Annotated in this window: 1 protein-coding gene; it reads left to right on the top strand. The window is 63.1% G+C overall.

The annotated features are described in order from the left end of the window. Positions 1–141 precede the first annotated feature (141 nt). The gene (locus BM413_RS23310) at positions 142–22,404 is read left to right on the top strand and encodes an Ig-like domain-containing protein (RefSeq protein WP_091917250.1); all 22,263 of its coding nucleotides are present in this window, start codon (positions 142–144) and stop codon (positions 22,402–22,404) included. Positions 22,405–22,536: the final 132 nt, after the last annotated feature.

The following is a 22,536-nucleotide window of genomic DNA, read 5'->3' on the forward strand; positions in this document are numbered from 1 at the left end:
CGTTAAAGGTAGGCAAGTTTGGTGGGGTGAGTATCGAATCAGTCCACTAATGGCTGTTGTTCGGTGGGCTGCCGGAAGCGGTCGGGCGCGGGGGGCTAAACTTCAAGGGTTGCTTTATTAGCAATCTCTGCGAGTGCGGCTATGAATGAACGCTTCCGTGACCCGAAGTCCAGCTCAACCGGCGGTGCCGCTTCTTCTCGCAAATCCCATAATAAATACGCCACCATGCTCATGGAACTCGAGCAGCGCATCGCGTTCGATGCTGCCGGTGCTGCGGCCGCTGAGAAAGCCCAGCATGCAGAGCCGTCGCATCCTGCCGAGGTGTCGCAGGATGGCAGCTCCGGCAATTCCGATCATGCCGCCCTGGTGGAAGCGCTGCGGCACACCGTGCCGGAAACGGGGGATGCTCCTCAGCCAGAAGTTGAGAAGCCCAGTCAGGTTGTTTTCGTCGACAGCTCGGTCCCCGATTATGACGAGCTTCTGAAGGGCATCGAGGGCGATTATGAAATCGTCGTGCTCGATGCCAACAGGGATGGCGTCGAGCAGATGGCACAGGTTCTCCAGAACATGGAGGACGTGCAGGCCATCCACATCATCTCGCACGGCAATCAGGGCACGCTGTCGCTCGGCTCGGCGACGCTGACCACGGAGTCGATGACTGGTGAATACAAGGATGAATTGCAGAGTCTGCGATCTGTCCTGACGGACGATGCCGATATCATGATCTATGGCTGCAACTTCGCCCAGGGCGAAGCCGGCATACGCGCCGCAAATCTGATGAGCGACCTGACCGGCGCCGACGTTGCCGCCACGAGTGACAATACGGGAGCGGAGGAACTCGGCGGCAACTGGGATCTGGAGTATCGCGTCGGGTTAATCGATACCGATGCCATCGATGTCCATGGCTATGACAGCCTGCTTGCCCAGTTGACGATCAACCCGACAGGCGGTGTTTTGGCGAGCGGGGCGGATGGCCTGAGGATCTACGTTACCAATCTCGGCCAGATGCAGGTTCTCTATCAGAACCAAACCCAGTTCTACTCACCGAACAGAACCGATACCGCCATCGACCTGCTCAACGGCATGTACATGGCCGTCGGCACCCAGCTTGTCGGCCCGGACACCAACATTGATGTGGCGGCCAACAGATGGCTGCCACTCAACCAAACACTGACAGGTACCGGCACCGCCGCTGACCCATACGTGGTGACCACCACAATGTACTACAACGCCAATGGCGTCGCCGGCTATCAAGCCAACGCTGACGTTCAGGCAACGGTGCTGACCTCCTACATTGCCGGCGCAAAATACTTCACCAACACTGTGACGGTTACGCCGCCGTCGACCAATACCGCTCAGATAAAATGGTATCACGCGGCAGACACTTACCTTGGCGGCTCCGATGCGGGGCCGGCCTATGCGCTTGCCCCCGGGGTTGGGTCGACAACCAGCACTTCCGCAGACGTCCAGGTGATTGCAACGCGCCGCGACTTCGGCACGGCCAGCGAGGTATTCGTCGGTTTCGCCGAGGTGGATGGCGGACGACAGTTCGATCGCTTCTATTCCGGCGTCTACAATGGTGCGCCTCTTTACAGCACCGGCATGGCGAGCGGCGGCAACATCACCAACACGATCACCACGGCCGCGAGCACGGACAACGGTCTCGGCGTCCAGTTCAACCTCGGTGCCATCACTTCGGCGACGACCTTCAGCTACCGTCTCGTTTTCGATGGCGACACCGCTCTCGACCTCGACGCCAACAACAGTACGGCCACTGGCAACAACTATGTCACGTCCTATGGTGTGGGCAGCAATACGCCTGTCGGCGTCGTCGATTCCGACATTGCCGTCAGCAATGTCATCGCAGACATTTCGCGCGCCACGGTAACCATCGACAATGCGCAGACCGGAGATACGCTGAGCGTCGTCGGCACCTTGCCGTCGGGTATCACGGCGTCGATCGTCGGCAGCACGGTAACACTGACCGGCAGCGCGACTGAGGCGGCCTACCAGGCGGCGCTCCGTCAGGTGATGTTCAATTCAACCAGCGCGGTCCTCGTCAATCGCAGCCTGTCGGTTTCGGTCTTCAACGAGATATCGTCGGATGCGACGACAGCGAACACGACCATCAACATTGGCCGTGCGCCCGTTGTGGATCTGAACTCCGGCACCAATCCGACCGAGATCGTTTCCAATGGCGGCTTCACCGGCACGACCGGCTGGACGACCAGCGGAACGGGTGCAACCAGCAATGGCGGCTTTGCCTGGACGGGAGACAACGCCACCGGCGCGTTGTCTCAATCCGGAATAACAGGCTGGGATGTTGGCTCCGCACCGTCGGGTGCTGCGCAGCTGACATTCGAGTTCGGCTGGAACAACCCGTCGGGTGCGTTGGCGGACAACAGTTCGTCGGCGACGTTGGAAATATCGGTCGGCGGTGTCGTCTATGCGCGGATCACCAGCGGCAACACGTCCGGAGCGGCCAATACGGCGACGATCACCTATCTGAATGGCGCATCGGGCAGTCCCGCTACCGTTGCCAGCTCGACCTTCGGCGCCTGGACGCGCACGCCGATCACAATCAACCTGCCGTCTACCGTCGCCGCGACGGGCGCGCTCGCGTTTGCCTACGACTCGGGCGGCAACATTCTGTTCCCCGGCCGTGACGACATGTTCATCGACAATGTCAGCGTGCTGACCCAGGTCGATGCGACTGCCGGGGTGAATTTCAGCGGCGCCTATACCGAAAACGGAACGCCGGTCGCCATATCGGATACGGACAACACGGTGCGCGATGTCGACAGCACCACCATGGCATCGGCGACGATCGTGCTGACGAATGCTTTCGCCGGTGACGTTCTCAATGTCGGCGCGCTGCCCGCAGGCATCGCCAGTTCCATCGACACGTCCGTCGCAGGGCAGATAACCCTACGGTTGACCGGCGTGGCCACGAAAGCGGACTACGCGACGGCGATCCGCGGCGTCACCTTCTCCAACACCGGAGACAACCCGTCGACGACCGCGCGCGTCATCAACGTGACCGTTAATGACGGCGCGCTGAATTCTGCCGTGGCGACAACGACGATCACGGTTGCTGCGGTCAACGACGCGCCAGTCAACGGTCTGCCGGCTTCAGGCTGGACGACCAATGAAGATACCAGCCTCGTTCTCAATGGATTGTCCGTCACCGATCCGGACGCCGGTGCGGGAACGATCACGGTTACGCTGAATGTCGACACGGGCGCGCTGACCGCCGCGAACGCAGGGAGCGTGACGGTCGCCGGTTCGGGCACCTCCTCGATCACGCTGACGGGTACGCTCGCCAACATAAACGCATATCTCGCCGCTGCTTCCGCGCCTGTATACGTCCCGGTTGCCAACGCCAACGGCCCCGTAAACTTGCAGATGGTGACCAATGACGGCGGCAACACCGGCACCGGCGGCGCTCTGACGGACACCGATGCCCGCACGATCACCATCACCCCCGTCAACGATGTGCCGACGATCGACCTTGATGCGTCAGGCGCGGGGACCGGCTTCAGCTCGACCTACACCGAGGGCGCAACGGCAGCCGTCATTGCCGACACCGACAGCCTGATCGTCGATGTCGACAGTGCCAACATGACGTCGGCAACGATCGTCATTACCAACGCGCAGGCCGGCGATCTGCTGTCGACTGCCGGACCCCTGCCCGGCGGGATCACCGCGACATGGAACCCCGCCACGTTTACGCTCACGCTGACGGGCTCCGCGGCCAAGGCCGCCTACGAGACGGCGATCGAGCTGATCCGCTATTCGTCGACCTCCGACAACCCAACCGCTGGTGGCGCCGCAACATCCCGGACGATCAACGTCATCGTCAATGACGGCGAGCTGAATTCGAATACGGCGGTCGCTGTCGTGACGATCACCGACGTCAACGACGCGCCGGTGAACACATTGCCGGCCGCCGGCTGGACCACCAATGAAGATACCAGCCTCGTGCTGACCGGCATTTCGGTCAGCGACCCCGATGCCAATAGCGGGACGGTCATCGTCACGCTCAGCGTCAACTCCGGCATCATCACTGCGGCGTCAGGGGGCGGCGTCAGCGTCTTCGGTTCCGGCACAGGCCCGGTTACTTTCACCGGCACGCTTGCGGCGCTCAATGCCTATTTCGCCTCGGCCTCGGCACCCGTCTTCACGCCGGCCGCGGACGCAAACGGGCCTGTTACGTTGACGATGACGACCAATGACGGCGGCAACTCCGGCACCGGCGGTGCGCTCACCGACACCGACACCCGCACCATCACCGTCAACCCGGTCAATGATGCGCCCATCCTCGACCTCGATGCGTCGGGCGGCGGAACCGGCTTCTCCACCACCTACACCGAAAACGGTGCCGGAGTGGCGATCGCCGATATCGACAGCCTGATCACCGATGGTGACAGCGCCAACATGACGTCGGCAACGATCGTCATCGCCAATGGCCAGGCCGGCGATGTGCTTGCGATTGCGGGCGGCCTGCCGGCAGGGATCACCGCCAACTGGAATCCTGCGATCTTCACGCTGACACTGACCGGCTCGGCGACCAAGGCCGACTACGAGACAGCGCTTGAGCAGGTGCGCTTCTCCTCGACGTCCGAGAACCCGTCGACGACCCAACGATCCATCAATGTCACGGTCAATGATGGTGCTGCGAACTCCAACACCGCTGTCGCCAGCGTCAATGTCATCGCCGTCAACGATGCGCCGGTGAATGCCGTCCCGGTCTCGGCTACCGTTTCGGAGGACGTGCTGACGGCGATATCCGGCATCTCGGTTGCCGATGTCGATAGCGGCACGGTGACGGTTACCCTGTCCGTCGCCAACGGCACGCTTTCCCCATCCGTCGTCGCCGGCACGGTCACTGGCAACAACACCGGCACCGTTACGGTTTCCGGTACCCAGGCACAGGTGAACAGCGTTCTCGCCTCCTTGCGCTACCAGGGCAATGCGGATTTCAACGGCAGCGATACGCTGACAGTCGTGTCGTCCGATGGAACACTGAGCGATACCGACACCGTCGCGATTTCGGTGACGCCGGTTGCCGATATCGTCGCCGACAATGTCACGACTGCCGAAGATACGCCGATCAGCTTCAATGCCATCACCGGCACCAACGGAGCGTCGGCGGATAACTTTGAAAGCGCAGGGCGCGCGATCACCGCGGTGACCCAGCCTCCGGCGGGGCAGGGCTCTGTCTCGTTCAATGCCGATGGTACGCTCACTTACACCCCGGCCGCCGATTTCAGCGGCACGACATCATTCACCTACACGGTGACATCGGGCGGCGTGACTGAAACCGCGACCGTCACGGTTACCGTCAATGCCGTGAATGATGCACCGGTCAACACCTTGCCCGCCGCAGGCTGGACCACCAACGAAGACACGGCTGTGGCGCTGGCGGGCATTTCCGTTGCTGACTCCGACGCTGGTGGCGGCACGATCACCGTCACGCTGGGTGTCGGCGCCGGCACGCTGACTGCAACTGCCGGCGCGGGGGTCGCTGTGAGCGGTTCAGGCAGCGGCTCGCTGACGCTGACCGGCACGCTGGCGAACATCAACGCCTATCTGGCATCGGCTGCTGCACCGCTCTTTGTGCCGGCATCCGATGCGAACGGCCCCGTGACGCTGACGATGACCACCAATGACGGCGGCAATACCGGCTCGGGCGGAGCGTTGACGGATACCGATACGCGCACGATCACTGTCGCGTCGGTCAACGATGCGCCGGTCAATACGATGCCGGCCAGCTATGCGACGAACGAGGACACAGCGCTCGGCCTGACGGGGCTGCAGATTGCCGATATCGATGCCGCGAGCGGCACCATGACCGTGGTCCTGTCGGTCAGTTCGGGCAATCTCACTGCCGTTGCTGCAGGCGGTGTAACCGTTGCCGGCTCGGGCGCATCCTCGATCACACTGACGGGCACGCTCGCCAACATCAATGCATTCCTGTCGGGTGCTTCGCGCCCGACCTTTACTCCGGCAACGGATTTCAACGGGCCTGTCACGCTGACGATGACAACCAGCGACGGCGGCAACACCGGCTCCGGCGGCGTGCTGAGCGACACCGACACACGCACGATCACCGTCAACCCGGTCAACGATGGACCTGTGCTGGATCTCGACGCATCAGGTTCGGGAACCGGCTACTCCACCGGCTATACGGAAAACGGCGCTGGCGTCGCCATTGTCGACACGGACAGCCTCATCACCGACATCGACAGCGCGAATATGGCGTCGGCAACGCTCGTCATTGCCAATGGCCAGGCCGGCGACGTGCTGTCGATTGCCGGTACGCTGCCGACGGGGATCACCGCGACCTGGAATCCCGCAACCTTCACGCTGACGCTGACCGGCTCTGCAACCAAGGCGGACTATGAGACGGCGCTGGAGCAGGTGCGCTATGCCTCGACTTCGGACAATCCTTCGACCGTCACGCGTACGGTCAATGTGACCGTCAACGATGGTGCTGCGGACTCGAACACCGCCGTGGCTACGGTCACGGTGACGGCGGTCAATGACGCGCCGGTCAACACACTTCCGGCAGCCGGCTGGACCGTCAACGAAGACACCACGCTTGCGCTGACCGGGTTGTCGGTAAGCGATCCCGATGCAGGTGCGAGCACGATCACCGTCACGCTGAGCGTCGGTTCGGGCACGTTGACGGCGGCCAATGGCGGCGGTGTCTCGGTCGTAGGTTCCGGCACTGGCACGATCACGTTGACCGGGACGCTGGCGTCCATCAACACCTATCTCGCATCCGCCGCCGCGCCGGCCTATGCGCCGGTGGCGGATTTCAATGGCCCGGTAACGCTCAGCATGACGAGCAGCGACGGTATCGAGACCGATGCGGACACGCGCACCATCACGGTGACGCCGGTTGCAGATATCGTGAACGATGCCGCCACAACCGGTGAAGACGCAGCGGTCACGATCAATGTGGATGCAAATGACAGCTTCGAAAACGCTGGCCATGCAATCACCGCGGTCAACGGAAGCTCGATCGTAGCGAACGGTGTCGTATCGGTTGCCAACGGCACGGTCAGGCTCAATGCGGATGGTACGCTGACCTTTACGCCGAATGCCGACTACAATGGCGTGGCGAATTTCTCCTATACCGTTACCTCCGGCGGCGTGACGGAAACGGCGACTGTCAGCGTCACGGTCACGGCGGTGAACGATGCGCCCGTCAACACCGTTCCCGGCGCACAGTCGATCGCTGAAGATACCTCGCTTGCCATCGACGGCGTTACCGTGGCCGATGTCGATGGCGGCACGCTGACGACCACCCTGACCGTCACCAATGGCACGCTTGCCGTGACCGCTGGCGGCGGGGCGACGATCGGTGGAAACGGCACGGGCACAGTGACCATTTCCGGTACGGCAGCTCAGATCAATGCGGCACTGGCGGACCTGACCTACGATGCGACCGCGGACTACAACGGCCCGGCGCAGCTGACTGTTCAGACCTCCGACGGTACGCTTTCCGATACCGATTTGGTGGCGATCACCGTCACGCCGGTGGCTGATATCGTCGCCGACACCGTGACGACAAACGAAGACACGCCGATAAGCTTCAACGTCATTACCGGCACCAATGGCGCCTCGGCGGACAGCTTCGAGAATTCGGGCCGTGTCATTTCCGCCGTCACCCAGCCGCCGGCCGGGCAGGGGGTCGTTTCGTTCAACGCCAACGGTACGATCACCTTTACACCTGCCCTGAATTTCAACGGCACGACGAGCTTCACCTACACGGTAACTTCCGGCGACGTGACGGAGACCGCCACGGTTACGGCTACCGTCAATCCGGTGAACGATGCGCCGGTCAACACGGTGCCGACCGCGCAGACGACGGCAGAAGACACCACGATTGTCTTCACGCCGTCCGCCGGCAATCCGATCACCGTCAACGACGTCGACGGCGGTACGCTCACGGTGACGCTGTCGGTTACGAACGGCACGTTTTCGCTGGCCGGCACTGCCGGCCTGACATTCTCCACGGGCGATGGCACGTCCGATACGACGATGACCTTCTCCGGCACGGCGGCGGCAATCAATGCCGCCCTGGCTGGTGCCGGTTATATCCCTACGGCCGATTACAACGGGCCGGCACAGATCAGCATCCAGACCTCCGACGGCACGCTTGTCGACAACAACACGATAGCGATCACCGTTACGCCGGTGGCCGACATAAGCGACGACAACGCCTCGACGGATGAAGACGTGCCCGTAACGATCTCCGTGCTCGCCAATGACAGTTTCGAAAACACCGGCCGTGCCATCACGGCGGTCAACGGGCTTGCTGTCACGCCGAACGGCGCGGCGGTCGCCGTCGCCAACGGCACCGTGCAGCTCAACACGGCCGGGCAGCTCATCTTCACCCCGACGACGGGTTTCAACGGCGGTCTCAGTTTCACCTATACGGTGACTTCCGGCGGGGTAACCGAAACGGCGACGGTGAATGTCGCGGTCGCCTCCATCAACACCCCGCCGACCAACACCCTGCCGTCGGCCTATTCGACACTCGAAGATACCGGGCTCGGTCTTACCGGTTTGCAGATAGCAGATGCCGATGCCGGCTCGGGCACGGTTTCCGTGACACTTTCCGTCGATGCAGGCGCGTTGACTGCCGGCGCGGCCGGCGGCGTCACCGTGAGCGGTTCGGGCAGCGGCTCGATTACGCTCTCCGGCACGCTTGCCGACATCAACGCCTATCTTGCCGGCGCGACACGGCCGACCTATACGCCCGCCGCCAATGCGACTGCCAGCGTGACGCTGACCATGACCACAAGCGACAACGGCAATACCGGCGGCCCGGCGCTTGTCGATGTCGATACGTCAACGATCACGATCACGCCGGTCAATGATGCGCCGGCCGGGACGAACCGCACCGTGACGATTGGCGAAGACACGAGCTTCACCTTTACCGCTGCCGATTTCGGCTTCTCCGATCCGAATGACAGCCCCAACAACACGCTTGCGGCGGTCGTCATCACAACGGTCCCTTCCAATGGCGTGCTGTCGCTCGGTGGAACGCCGGTGACGGCGGGCCAGGTGATCACGGCGGCAAATATCGGCAACCTGACCTGGACGCCGGCCGCCAACGCAAACGGCACCGCCCTGGCGTCTTTCACCTTCCAGGTGCGCGACAATGGCGGCACCACCAACGGCGGGCAGGATACCGACCAGACGCCGAATGTCTTCACCTTCAACGTCACCACCGTGAATGATGCGCCAGAAAATACTTTGCCGGCTTCATACGGTGTAAACGAGGACACCGCGCTCGGCCTTACGGGCTTGCAGATCAGCGACGTGGATGCGGCAGGCGGCGTTGTCACGGTCACGCTGAATGTAGGCTCGGGCACCTTGTCCGCGCTGGCCGGTGCCGGCGTTGGCGTCAGCGGTTCCGGCAGCGGCACGCTTGTGCTCTCCGGTACGGTTGCCAATCTGAACGCATACCTTGCCTCGGCGTCCCGGCCGACCTTCACTCCGGTCGCCAATTTCAACGGCCCTGTTACCCTGACGATGACGACCAGCGACGGCGGCAACACCGGTGCCGGCGGCGTCCTGACCGACACCGACACGACGGTCATCACCGTTGCACCGGTCAACGATGCTCCTGTCGCGGCCGACACAGCGATCGTGACCAACGAAGACGTGCCTTTCACCGGCAACCTGCCGACGGCCACCGATGTCGATGGCGACACGCTGACCTACGGTGCGGGTGCAACCGCGCCGGCGCATGGCACCGTCACCATCAATCCGGATGGCAGCTACACTTATACGCCAGCGTTGAACTATGGCGGCCCTGATACCTTCACCTACACGGTGAACGACGGAACCGTGACGGTGGAGTACACGGTCACCGTCACCGTTAATCCGGTCAATGATGCGCCGGTGGCCGTCAATGATGCGGCGCAGACGGATGCCAACACCGCCGCCAACGTCAACGTCGTCACCAACGACACCGACGCGGACGGCGACACCTTGACGGTCGCGCAGGTCAACGGGGCGCCCGCCAATGTCGGCACCGCGGTGGCAGGATCCAACGGCGGCACATTCACCGTCGGTGCTGACGGCGTGGCGGTGTTCAATCCGGCCGGCGCTTTTGCCGATCTCGCAGCCGGCCAGACGCGAACCACCTCGGTGACATATCAGGTTTCCGATGGTCATGGCGGCGTCGATACGGCGACGCTGACGATCACCGTCATCGGAACGGACGATGCGCCGGTATCGACGCCGATCCCGGGCCAGGCCTCCAATGACGCGCAGGCGGTCACGCTCGATGTAAGCGGCAATTTCAGCGATCCGGATGCCGGCGACACGCTGACCTTCACCGCGACCGGCTTGCCGGCTGGGCTGACCATCGATCCCGCGACCGGCGTCATCTCCGGGACGATCGACCGCAGCGCCAGTGCCTCGGCCCCCTATGCGGTCACCGTTACCGCGACCGACAGCACCGGCTTGCAGACGAGCCGGAACTTTACCTGGGCGGTTCTGAACCCCGCGCCGGTCGCCCGCAACGATGCGCTGGCGACAACTGAAAATACGGCACTCGGCGGCTCGGTCTTTGCCGACAACGGCAACGGCGCCGACAGCGACCCGGATGGCGATCCGATAGTGGTTTCCGCGGTTGGCGGCAGTGCCGCCGGCGTAGGCGCTGCGGTGACGGGCTCCAACGGCGGCACCTTCACCATCAACGCCGACGGTATCTATAGTTTCGTACCCGGAACGAGCTTTGACGATCTTGCTGCGGGGCAGACGCGAACGACGACGGTTGCCTATACGATCTCGGACGGTCAGGGCGGAACATCGACGGCGGTCGTCTCGGTTACGGTGACAGGCCAGAACGATGTGCCGGTTGCAGCCAACGACACCTTCACGACCAATGAGGATACGCCTGTCACGTTCGACGTGCGCACCAATGACAGCGATGTCGACGGCGGCACGCTCGCGGTCACCCAGATCGATGGCCAGAACATTACCGCCGGAGGGTCGGTGGCCGTCACCGGCGGCACTGTCACGCTGAATGCCAACGGCACGCTGACTTTCGCGCCGGCGCCCGATTTCAACGGCACGCCATCCTTCGCCTATACGGTTTCGGACGGGCAGGGCGGCACTGCGACTGCCACGGTGAACGGCACGGTCAATCCGGTACAGGACCCGCCGGTTGCTGCCAATGACACCTTCACGACAAACGAGGATGTCGCCGCCACATTCGACGTGCGCGGCAATGACAGCGATCCCGATGGCGATGCACTTTCGGTGACGCAGATCAATGGCACGAACATCGCACCCGGCGGCTCGGTCGCCGTTACCGGTGGCACGGTTACGCTGAACGCCAATGGCACGCTGACCTTCACGCCGACTGCCAATTTCAACGGCGCGCCGTCCTTCACCTATACGATCTCGGACGGGCAGGGCGGCACGGCGACGGCGACAGTCAACGGAACGGTCATTCCGGTGCAGGACGCGCCAGTGGCTGTCGACGATGGCTTCACCACGAATGAGGATGTCGCGGTGAATATCGCCGTGCTTGGCAATGACAGCGACGCCGACGGCGATCCGCTGACGATCACGCAGATCGACGGCCAGGCCATTGTCGTTGGCGGGTCCGTTGCCGTGACTGGCGGTACGGTGGTGCTTAACGCCAATGGCACGCTCACCTTCACGCCCACTGCCAATTTCAACGGTTCGCCTTCCTTCAGCTATACCGTGTCCGATGGCCAGGGCGGCACGTCGACGGCGGCGGTGAACGGCACCGTCAATCCCGTGAATGACCCGCCGGTTGCGGTGGATGACACATTCACCACCAATGAAGACACCGCGGCTATCTTCGACGTCCGGACTAACGACACCGACATTGAAGGCGATGCGCTCTCGGTCACGCAGATCAACGGCCAGAACATCGCGGCAGGTGGCTCGGTCGCGGTTGCGGGCGGCATAGTCTCGCTCGGCGCGGATGGCCGGCTGACCTTCACGCCCACTGCCAATTTCAACGGTGCGCCATCCTTCACCTATACGATTTCGGACGGGCAGGGCGGCACGGCGACCGCAACCGTCAGTGGCACGGTCGCTCCGGTCAACGATCCGCCGGTGGCGGTGAATGACGGCTTCACCACCAACGAAGATACGCCGGTCATCATCGATGTCCGCGCCAATGACAGCGATGTTGACGGCGACAGCATCACGATCACGCAGATCAACGGCGCGAACATAGCCGTCGGCGGTTCGGTCCCTGTCACCGGCGGCAGCGTGATGCTCAATTCGGACGGCACGCTGACATTTGCGCCCAACGCCAATGTCAACGGTACGCCAAGTTTCACCTACACGATCTCGGATGGGCAAGGCGGCACGGCGACCGCAACCGTCAGCGGCACGGTCGTCGCAATCAACGACGCGCCGGTGTCATCGGATGCGACCGTCACGACGCCGGAAGACGGCACGCTCAACGGCACCTTGCCACCCGCTACCGATCTCGACGGCGACACGGTGACCTATTCGGCAGGCACGACCACGCCGGGGCATGGTTCCGTCACCATCAATCCGGACGGAACCTACAGTTACGTTCCCGGCCCGAACTTCAACGGCACGGACAGGTTCAGTTTCGTTGTCAGCGACGGCAATGGCGGCACGAACGAGTACACGATCACCGTCAATGTCACGGCGCAGAACGATGCGCCCGTTGGCACACCTATTCCCGACCGGTCGCATCCGGACGCAACCAGCATCAATTTCAACGTTTCCGGTTTCTTCAGCGACGTCGATGGCGATACGCTGAGCTTCGCGCAGACCGGGTTGCCGGCCGGCCTGAGCATCAACGCGGCAGGCGTTATTTCAGGCACCATCGATCGGCAGGCAAGCCAGGGCGGGCCGAGCGGAAACGGTGTCTATACGGTCACGGTGACAGCCAGCGACGGCAATGGCGGCACGACCAGCGAGACATTCACCTTCACGGTGAGCAATCCGCCGCCGGTCGCGGTCAACGACACTGCCGCGACGAACGAGGACACGCCGGTCACCATCAATGTGCTCGATGGTTCGGCGAGCGGCGGCACGGCCGATAGCGATCCGGACGGTGACCCGCTGACGGTAACGGCAGCCAGTGCCGCCAACGGCACGGTGACCATCGGCGCGAATGGCCAGGTCACCTATGTGCCGAACACCAATTTCAACGGCACCGACACGATCACCTACACCATCTCTGACGGCAATGGCGGAACGGCCGTCGGAACGGTGACGGTAACGGTCAATGCGGCCAATGATGCGCCTTCGGGCCTGCCTATCGCGGATCGCACGCGCAACGATGGCGACACGGATTCGATCAACGTGTCGGCCTTCTTCTCCGATGCGGATGGAGACGCACTGTCCTACTCGGCCACCGGCCTGCCGCCCGGCCTGACCATCGACCCGGCCACCGGCGTGATTTCAGGCAGGATCCAGAACGATGCCTCCGGCTCGACCGGCGAGCAGATCTATACGGTTACGGTGACAGCCAGCGACGGCAATGGCGGAACGACGCCCGTCACCTTCAACTATACCGTCCTCAACCTGCCGCCAGTTGCCGAAGACGACACTGCAACAACGGCCGAGGACACCCCGGTCGATATCGCCATTCTCGCCAACGACAGCGACCCAGACGGCGACACCGATGAAGTGATCCGCGTCAACAATGTGGTGCTGACGGTCGGCGGCCCGGCGATTGCGACGGCCAATGGAACGGTTCAGCTGGTGCTCAACGGTGCCGGGCAAGAGGTGCTGCGCTTTACGCCGAACAGCAACTATACCGGCCAGGAATCCTTCACCTACACGATCGACGACCGCAATGGCGGCGTCGATACGGCGACCGTCACGGTCACGGTGACGCCGGTCAACGACGATCCGGTCGTCACCAATCCGATCCCCGATCGCGTGCGCGCGGATGGCCAGGCATTCACCTATGACGTCAGCGATTTCTTCGCCGATCCCGATGGCGATGGCCTCAATTTCGTGATCACCGGCTTGCCGGCGGGGCTGACCTATGATCCCGCGACCGGCGTGATCTCCGGCACGATCGACCACAATGCCAGCCAGGGCGGCACAGGCGGCGTCTATGCCGTCAGCGTAACGGCCTATGACAGATCGGGCGCCACCGGGCTTTCGGTCACCCAGACCTTCGACCTGACAGCGACGAATCCGGCGCCGACGGCTGCCAATGACGCCGTGACGGTCAATGAGGATGCGACGGCATCGTTCAACGTCATCACCGGCGCAGGTACCACGAGCGGGGCGGCGGGAGCCGATACGGATCCGGACGGCGATACGCTGACGGTCACCGCGGCGAGCGCCGGCAACGGCACGGTGACGATCGGCGCCAACGGCCAGTTGAGCTATACCCCGAACGCCAATTTCAACGGCACCGATACGATCATCTACACGATTTCCGATGGCGACGGCGGCACGTCGACCGCAACGGTTACGGTGACCGTCGTGCCGGTCAACGATGCGCCGACCGTCGCGCCGATCCCGACACAGATCGACAGTGATGCACAAGCTGTCAGCTACGATGTCAGCGGTTACTTCGACGACGTTGACGGCGATACGCTGACATTCTCCGCGACGGGTCTGCCGCCCGGCCTGTCCATAGATCCGAATACCGGCATGATCACTGGAACGCTGCCGGCGGATGCCTCAAACAACGATCCCTATGTCGGGACCATCACCGCTTCGGACGGCAATGGCGGCACGGTCCAGCAGACGATCACCTGGATCATTTCCAACCTGCCGCCAAAGGCGTTCAGTGACACGCTGACCGTGTCGGAGAATGCCTCCGGCGGTGGCAATGCTCTTTCCAACGACAGCGATCCCGACGGCGATCCGATCGCGGTCGATCAGGTGAACGGCAATGCAGCCGCTGTCGGCCAGCCCGTCGTCGGCTCCAACGGCGGTACCTTCGTCATCAACGCCAATGGTACATACACCTTCAATCCCGGCACGGCATTCGACGACTTGCAACTCGGAGAAACCCGCACCACCACGGTGACGTATCGCATCACCGATACCGATGGCGGCAGCGATACCGCCACGATCACCGTGACGGTCAATGGCGTCAACGACGCGCCGACTGCGGGCACGATCCCGCCCTACACCCACGCCGACGGCCAGTCGATGACGGCCAATCCGCTGAATGTGGCGGCCTTCTTCCATGATGTCGAAGACGACGCGCTGGCCTTCAGCGCGACCGGTCTGCCGCCCGGTCTATCGATGGACGCCGCCGGCAACATCGTTGGCGTCATCGCAAACGATGCTTCCGTCGATGGTCCCTATACGGTGACCGTGACGGCCAGCGACGGCAATGGCGGCACGGCCCAGCAGACCTTCACCTTCAACGTCACCAATCCGGCACCCACGGCGGTCAACGACACCGCGACGACCGCCGAAGACACCGCCATCGACAGCATCGATGTGATCGGCAACGACACCGATCCCGATGGCGATACGCTGTTTGTCGATCCGGCCTTCCCGCCGCAGGCAGGGCACGGCACCGTCACGATCAATCCGGACGGTACGCTGCGCTATGTGCCTGACCTCGACTACAATGGCACCGACACGATCGTCTACCGGGTGAGTGACGGGCAGGGCGGCTTCTCGACAGGCATCGTCACCGTCGATGTCGGCGCGGAGAACGACGCTCCAAGCGTGACGCCGATCCCGAACATGCAGCGCAACGACAGCGATGTCATCAGCCTCAATGTGACCGGCAACTTCTCCGATCCGGAAGGCGACCCGCTGACGTACAGCATCACCGGCCTGCCGCCGGGCCTGACCTATGATCCGGATACCGGCGTCATTTCCGGCAGGATCGCGCCTGACGCCTCCGGCCCGACGGGCAGGCAGAACTATGTCGTCACGGTCACGGCCAGCGATGGCTTCCCGGGCGGCAGTACCTCGACGCAGTTCACCTTCATCGTCAACAATCTGGCGCCGGAAGCGAACAACGATACGGCGACAACGGCCGAGGACACGCCGGTCAACATCCCTGTGCTCGCCAACGACAGCGATCCAGACGGCGATACCGGCGTGGTCATCAGCGTCAACGGCGTCGACCTGATCCTCGACGGCCCGTCCGTGCAGACGACCAACGGTTCGGTCCGCCTGGTCATGGATGGCACCGACATGGTGCTGCGCTTTACGCCGAACCCGAACTATGTCGGCACGGAATCCTTCACCTATTCGATCGACGACGGCAACAGCGGCGTCGACACCGCGACCGTCACCATCAGCGTGACCGCGGTGAACGATGCGCCGGTTGCCGGCACCATACCGGACCGGTCGCAGCCGGATTCCTCTGCGGTCAATCTCGACGTCTCGAATTTCTTCAGCGATGTCGATGGGGACGATCTCGACTTCACCGTCACCGGCCTTCCGCCCGGCCTGAGCTATGATCCCGAAACCGGCGTCATCTCGGGCACGCTTGCCGCCAATGCCTCGCAGGGCAGCCCTTATACGGTGACGGTCGTCGCGAATGACCGCGATGGCGGCGCCGGCCTGTCGGCAACGACGAGCTTCATCTTTACCGTGACCAACCCTGCGCCGGTAGCGGCGAATGATACGGTCGCTACCAGTGAAGACGCTCCGGTAACCTTCAATCCGATCACCGGAGCCGGAACCACCAGCGGCGCCGGCGGTGCGGATAGCGATCCGGATGGTGATCCGCTGATCGTCACGCAGATCGAAGGCCAGCCGATCGCGGCCAATGGAACGGTCGCTGTTGCCACCGGCACCGTGCGCCTGAATGGCGACGGCACCTTGACCTTCACCCCGGCCGCCAACTTCAATGGTACGGCGGTCATCGGCTACCGCATCAGCGACGGCAATGGCGGCTTTGCCGATGCTTCGATCACCGTCACGGTCAATGCCGTCAACGATGTGCCTGCGATAGATCTCAATGCCTCGACCGGGGGAACGGGCAATTCCGCGAGTTTCACAGAGGGCGGCAGCCCGGTGATGATCGCCAATGGCGATGCCGTTGCCTTCGATGTCGAGGACCAGATCGTCAGCCTTGACGTTGCGCTCGCCGGTTTCGTCAATGGCAGCGCCGAGCGCATCCATCTCAACGGGTCGGTCGATCTCGTCTATGGCACTGCCCGTAGCGGCACCATCGCATTTGGCGGCACTACCTTTGCTTTCACCTATGACGGTGCCAGCGGGCTGCATTTCGAGAACGCAGCAGGCGCGACTGCGCCTATGTCGGGCAGCGCGGTCAGTGCCCTGGTTCGGGCACTGCAATATGACAACACCAGCGACAATCCTGCGACCGGCGCCAGAACGCTGACATTTACCGTGACCGATGCGGAGGGCGCGACATCCGCGTCGGCCGTTGCGACGATCACCGTCGTTCCGGTGAACGATAACCCGGTCGCGGTCGATGATACGGCAACCACCGGCGAGAATACGCCGCTGACGGGCAACGCGCCGGGCGTGCTCGGCAACGACAGCGATCCGGAAAACGATGCACTGGTGGTGACTGCCGTTAATGGCGGAGCCGTGGGCGGCACCGTGACGGGGTCGAATGGCGGCTCATTCACCATCAACCCTGACGGCAGCTACAGTTTCGATCCGCTGACGGCCTTTGACGACCTCCAGTTGGGAGAAACGCGCGCAACCAACGTCACCTACACGGTTTCCGACGGCAATGGCGGCACGGCAACGGCGACGCTGACCATCGTCGTCACAGGTGCCAATGACGCGCCCGTCGGCGCGAATGATGCCATCACGGCGGTCGAGGACACGCCCTTTACCGGCACCTTGCCGGTAGCGACCGATGTTGACGGAGATAGCCTGACCTATGCGGCAGCGACACAGCCGGCACATGGCTCGGTCTCGATCAGCGCCGACGGCACCTATGTCTACACGCCCGCAGCAGACTACAATGGACCCGACAGCTTCACCTACACGGTGAGCGACGGCACCACGACGGTCACCTACACCGTTTCCATCGACGTGACGCCGGATCAGGACCCGCCGGTCGGCAGCGACATTCCCGATGCATCCTATGTCGATGCCCAGGCGATCTCCCGTGACGTGTCCGGCTATTTCACGGATATCGACGGCGACACGCTGACTTTCTCGCAGACCGGACTGCCAGCCGGCCTCTCGCTCGACCCGGCGACCGGGCTCATCACCGGCACGGTGGCCAGCGATGCCTCGCAGGTTGGCGGGGGCGTCTATTCCGTGACGATCACCGCGACCGATACTGCCGGCAATCCGGCGAGCGAAACGTTCACGATCACGGTGACCAACCCGGCGCCGATCGCGCGCGACGACAGCGCCGCGACCAACGAGAATACGCCGGTATCCGGCTCGGTCTTCGCCAACAATGGCAATGGTCCCGACAGCGATCCTGATGGCGACACGATCGTGGTCAGCGCCGTGAATGGCGTGCCGGCTGGTGTTGGAACGGGCATTGCCGGCTCGGCAGGCGGCACTTTCACCATCAATGCAGACGGCAGCTATGATTTCGATCCGGGCACGGACTTCGATACGCTGCAGGTTGGCGAAAGCCGCACGACCAGCATCCTCTACACCATCTCGGACGGCCAGGGCGGCACGTCGACGGCAACCTTCACCGTTACCGTGAACGGCCAGAACGATGCGCCGGTCGGCTCGAATACGGCGATCGGAACGCAGGAGGACACGCCGGTCAGCGGCACCTTGCCGGTGGCGACGGATGTCGATGGCGATGCGCTGACCTATGGCGTCGGCTCGCAGCCGGCGAACGGCACCGTGACGGTCAATCCGGACGGCACCTATACCTATACGCCGAACGGCAATTACAACGGCGCCGACAGCTTCACTTACACGGTGACCGATGGCGCCACCACCGTGACCTACACGGTGTCGGTGGCGGTCGGGCCGGTGAACGATCCGCCCGTTGCCCAGGACAACACCCACACGATCGTCGAGGACACGCCGGTCAGCGGATTGATCAGCTTCACCGATGTCGACAATCCGCCCTCGGAAATCACCGTTTCACTGCAAACGGGCCCGGCCAACGGAACCGTAATCGTCAATGCCGACGGCTCCTACACCTACACGCCGGATGCGAATTTCAACGGCACCGATACTTTCGTTGTCCTTGTCGCCGATGCCGATGGCGGACAAACCACGGCGACGGTGACCGTCAATGTCGGGCCGGTCAACGACGCGCCGGTGGCGGTCGACGATACGGCTGCGACGACTGAGAACACCAATGCATCCGGTAACGTCATTCTCGACGTTCCGGGCCGCGACAGCGATGTGGACGGCGACACGTTGACCGTGGTGGGTGTCGGAGCAGCGACGGGCGGCGTGGCGGCCCCGGTCGCAGGCACCAATGGCGGCGCTTTCACAATCCAGCCGGACGGTTCCTTCAATTTCGATCCGGGTACCGATTTCGACAATCTGCCGGTCGGCCAGACACGCATAACGACGATAACCTACACTGTTTCCGACGGTCACGGCGGCACCGATACGGCGACGCTGACGGTCACCGTGACCGGCGTGAACGATGCACCGAACGCGACGACACTGCCTGCGCAGTCGAACTCGGATGGCGCGGCGGTGTCGTTCGATGCGGGCGCGGCATTCTTCGATGTCGATGGCGACACGCTCACCTTCGACGTCACCGGCCTGCCGCCGGGCCTTACCTTCGATCCGGCAACCGGGCTGATCAGCGGCACCATCGATCGCGATGCATCAGGACCGTCAGGCACGACGAACTACAGCGTGACCGTCATGGCCGATGACGGCAATGGCGGAACGATTGCGCGCACCTTCACCTGGACAGTCACCAATCCCGCGCCCGATGCGGTCAACGACAACTTCACGGTTGCCGAAGACGGTAGCCTTTCCGGTTCGGTGTTTGCGGACAACGGCAACGGTGCCGACAGCGACCCTGATGGTGACCCGCTTTCGGCGTCGCTGGTGACACAGCCGGCCAACGGCTCGGTGGTGCTCAACGCGAATGGGACCTTCACCTATATCCCCAGCGCTGATTTCAACGGCGTAGATAGCTTCACCTACCGGATCAGCGACGGCAATGGCGGCTTCGACACCGCGACCGTCACCATCAACGTGACCGCAGTCAATGACATCCCGGTTGCCCGCAACGACAGCTTTGTCGTCAACGAGGATGGGACCGTCGATATTCCGGTGCTGCAGAACGACAGCGACGTGGATGGCGACACGCTGACGGTAACCGAGATCAACGGCCAGCCGATAGCGGCTGGTGGCTCGGTGGCTGTGACCGGCGGCACGGTGACGTTGAACGCCGATGGGACGCTGCGCTTCACGGCCAACCCCGACTTCAACGGCGCGCCGTCCTTTGCCTATACCGTGTCGGATGGCACCGCGAGCGTTCAGGCGATCGTCAACGGCGTGGTTCTGCCGGTCAACGACGCACCGGTCAACACTCTGCCGCCGACCTTCAACGGCACCGAAGACCAGCCGCTGACGCTTGCCGGTCTTGCGGTGACGGATGTCGATGCAGGCAGCGGGCCGATCAGGGTCACGCTGTCGGTGGATGCCGGCACATTGGCGGCAGCCTCGGCCGCAGGTGTCACCGTGACGGGTTCCGGCACCGGTGCCATCACGCTGTCTGGAACGCTGGCTGACATCAATGCCTATCTCGCCGGCGCCTCGGCCCCGGTCTATACGCCGGTTGCCAATTCCAATGATCCGGTCACCCTGTCGATGACGACAAACGATCGTGGCAACACCGGCAGTGGCGGGCCGCTGTCCGACACGGATACGTCAACGATCATCCTGCAGCCGGTCAACGACCTGCCGGTTGCCTCCGGCGCTTCCCACACCACGCGGGAAGACACACCGGTCGCCGGCGTGATCAGGGCAACGGACGTCGATGGCGATGCCCTGACATTCACGCTGGTCGGCCAGCCACCAAACGGCACCGTCGTGCTCGATGCCGACGGCACCTACATCTACACCCCGAACGCCGACTTCAACGGCACCGAGACTTTCCAGGTATCCGTCAATGACGGACATGGCGGGATCACTACCGTAACGGTTGCCGTGACTGTCACGCCCGTAAACGACGCGCCGGTGGGCCAGGACACTGCGATCACCGCGACCGAAGACACGCCGTTCACCGGAACGCTGCCGGCGGCGACCGATCCGGAAGGCGATCCGCTGACTTACGGCCTGGGTTCCCAGCCTGGCCATGGCACGGTGACGGTCGACCCGGACGGCAGTTACAGCTACACGCCGGACCCCGACTATAACGGGCCCGACAGCTTCACCTACACGGTGAGCGACGGCAAGACGACGGTGACCTATACCGTCTCCATCGACGTGACGCCGGTCAACGACGCGCCTGTCGGGTCCGACGCAACGATCGACGCCGACGAAGACACGACGCTTCATGGCAGGTTGCCGGTCGCGGTCGATGTCGACGGCGATCCGCTGATCTATGGTGCGGGTTCGCAGCCCGGTCATGGCACCTTGGTGGTCAATCCGGACGGTACGTTCACCTACACGCCCGATCCCGACTACAACGGTCCCGACAGCTTCACCTATACGGTTAGCGACGGCACCACGACTCTGACCTACACGATCACGCTCAATGTGCGGCCGTCGGGAGAGACGGAACGTCCGCCGCTCGAGATCGATCCGCCGATGGTCTTCCCCGAAGAGGAAATACCGGGCCCGCCCGACGTTTCCGTTGATGGCGAGATATCGGGATCGATTGGGGATCTCGGCAGCATCTATGACGGCATCACCGCCGACGGGCCAATAGACAGCGTCGTCAACGCCTTCCGCTCGCTCAACAGCATTTCCGGCCTGCCAGCCGAGGGCGCGGTGCTCCATGCGGTTCGAGAGATCGGTGAATGGTCCGACAGCACGAAGCGGATCGATGATCTCATGGTCGAACAGCTGCGTGGCGGCTCGACAATCCACCTGGCCGATGCGGGCGATGACCGGACCTGGTTCGAGGTCGATACGATCTTCAATGAAGGTCTTCTCTATATCCTGATCTCCAGGCGAAGCAGCGGAGATGCGATCGAGTTTCGGGTGACGCAGGCTGATGGGCGTGCGCTGCCGGCATGGCTGGGTGTTACGCGCAACGGGGTGACGATCGGGCAACCGCCGGCCGGTCTCCAGTTCATCGACCTGCGCGTCCAGGCTGTCAGCGAGGATGGAGTGGTCGAGGATACGTTCCGCCTCGATCTGTCCACCGGTTCGATAACCGGTCACAGTGCCGATCGCCATGCCAGCGTCGGCAACGGATTTTTCTCCGACCGGCTCCACCACGAACTGAATGGGGGCGAGGAAGAAGCGAACCTGCTCTCGAGGGCGCTGGGCAGTTGGACTGCCCTGCAGATTATCGACCAAGCGTAGTCCGCATGAACCCAGATCCCATGATTGGATCTGGCGGCGGGACGGGAGACGAAAATCTCATCGATTTTCGCGCGACCGAACCAATCGAAGCCTGCATGAATTGGAAAATGAGGGCATCATAAAGCGTGCCGA

It is taken from the genome of Mesorhizobium sp. YR577, assembly GCF_900116595.1.
Taxonomy (GTDB): domain Bacteria; phylum Pseudomonadota; class Alphaproteobacteria; order Rhizobiales; family Rhizobiaceae; genus Mesorhizobium_M.

Bases quoted from the DNA above. Each gene is read 5' to 3' on its own strand.
- BM413_RS23310 (WP_091917250.1), top strand. From the start codon at position 142: ATGAATGAACGCTTCCGTGACCCGAAGTCCAGCTCAACCGGCGGTGCC.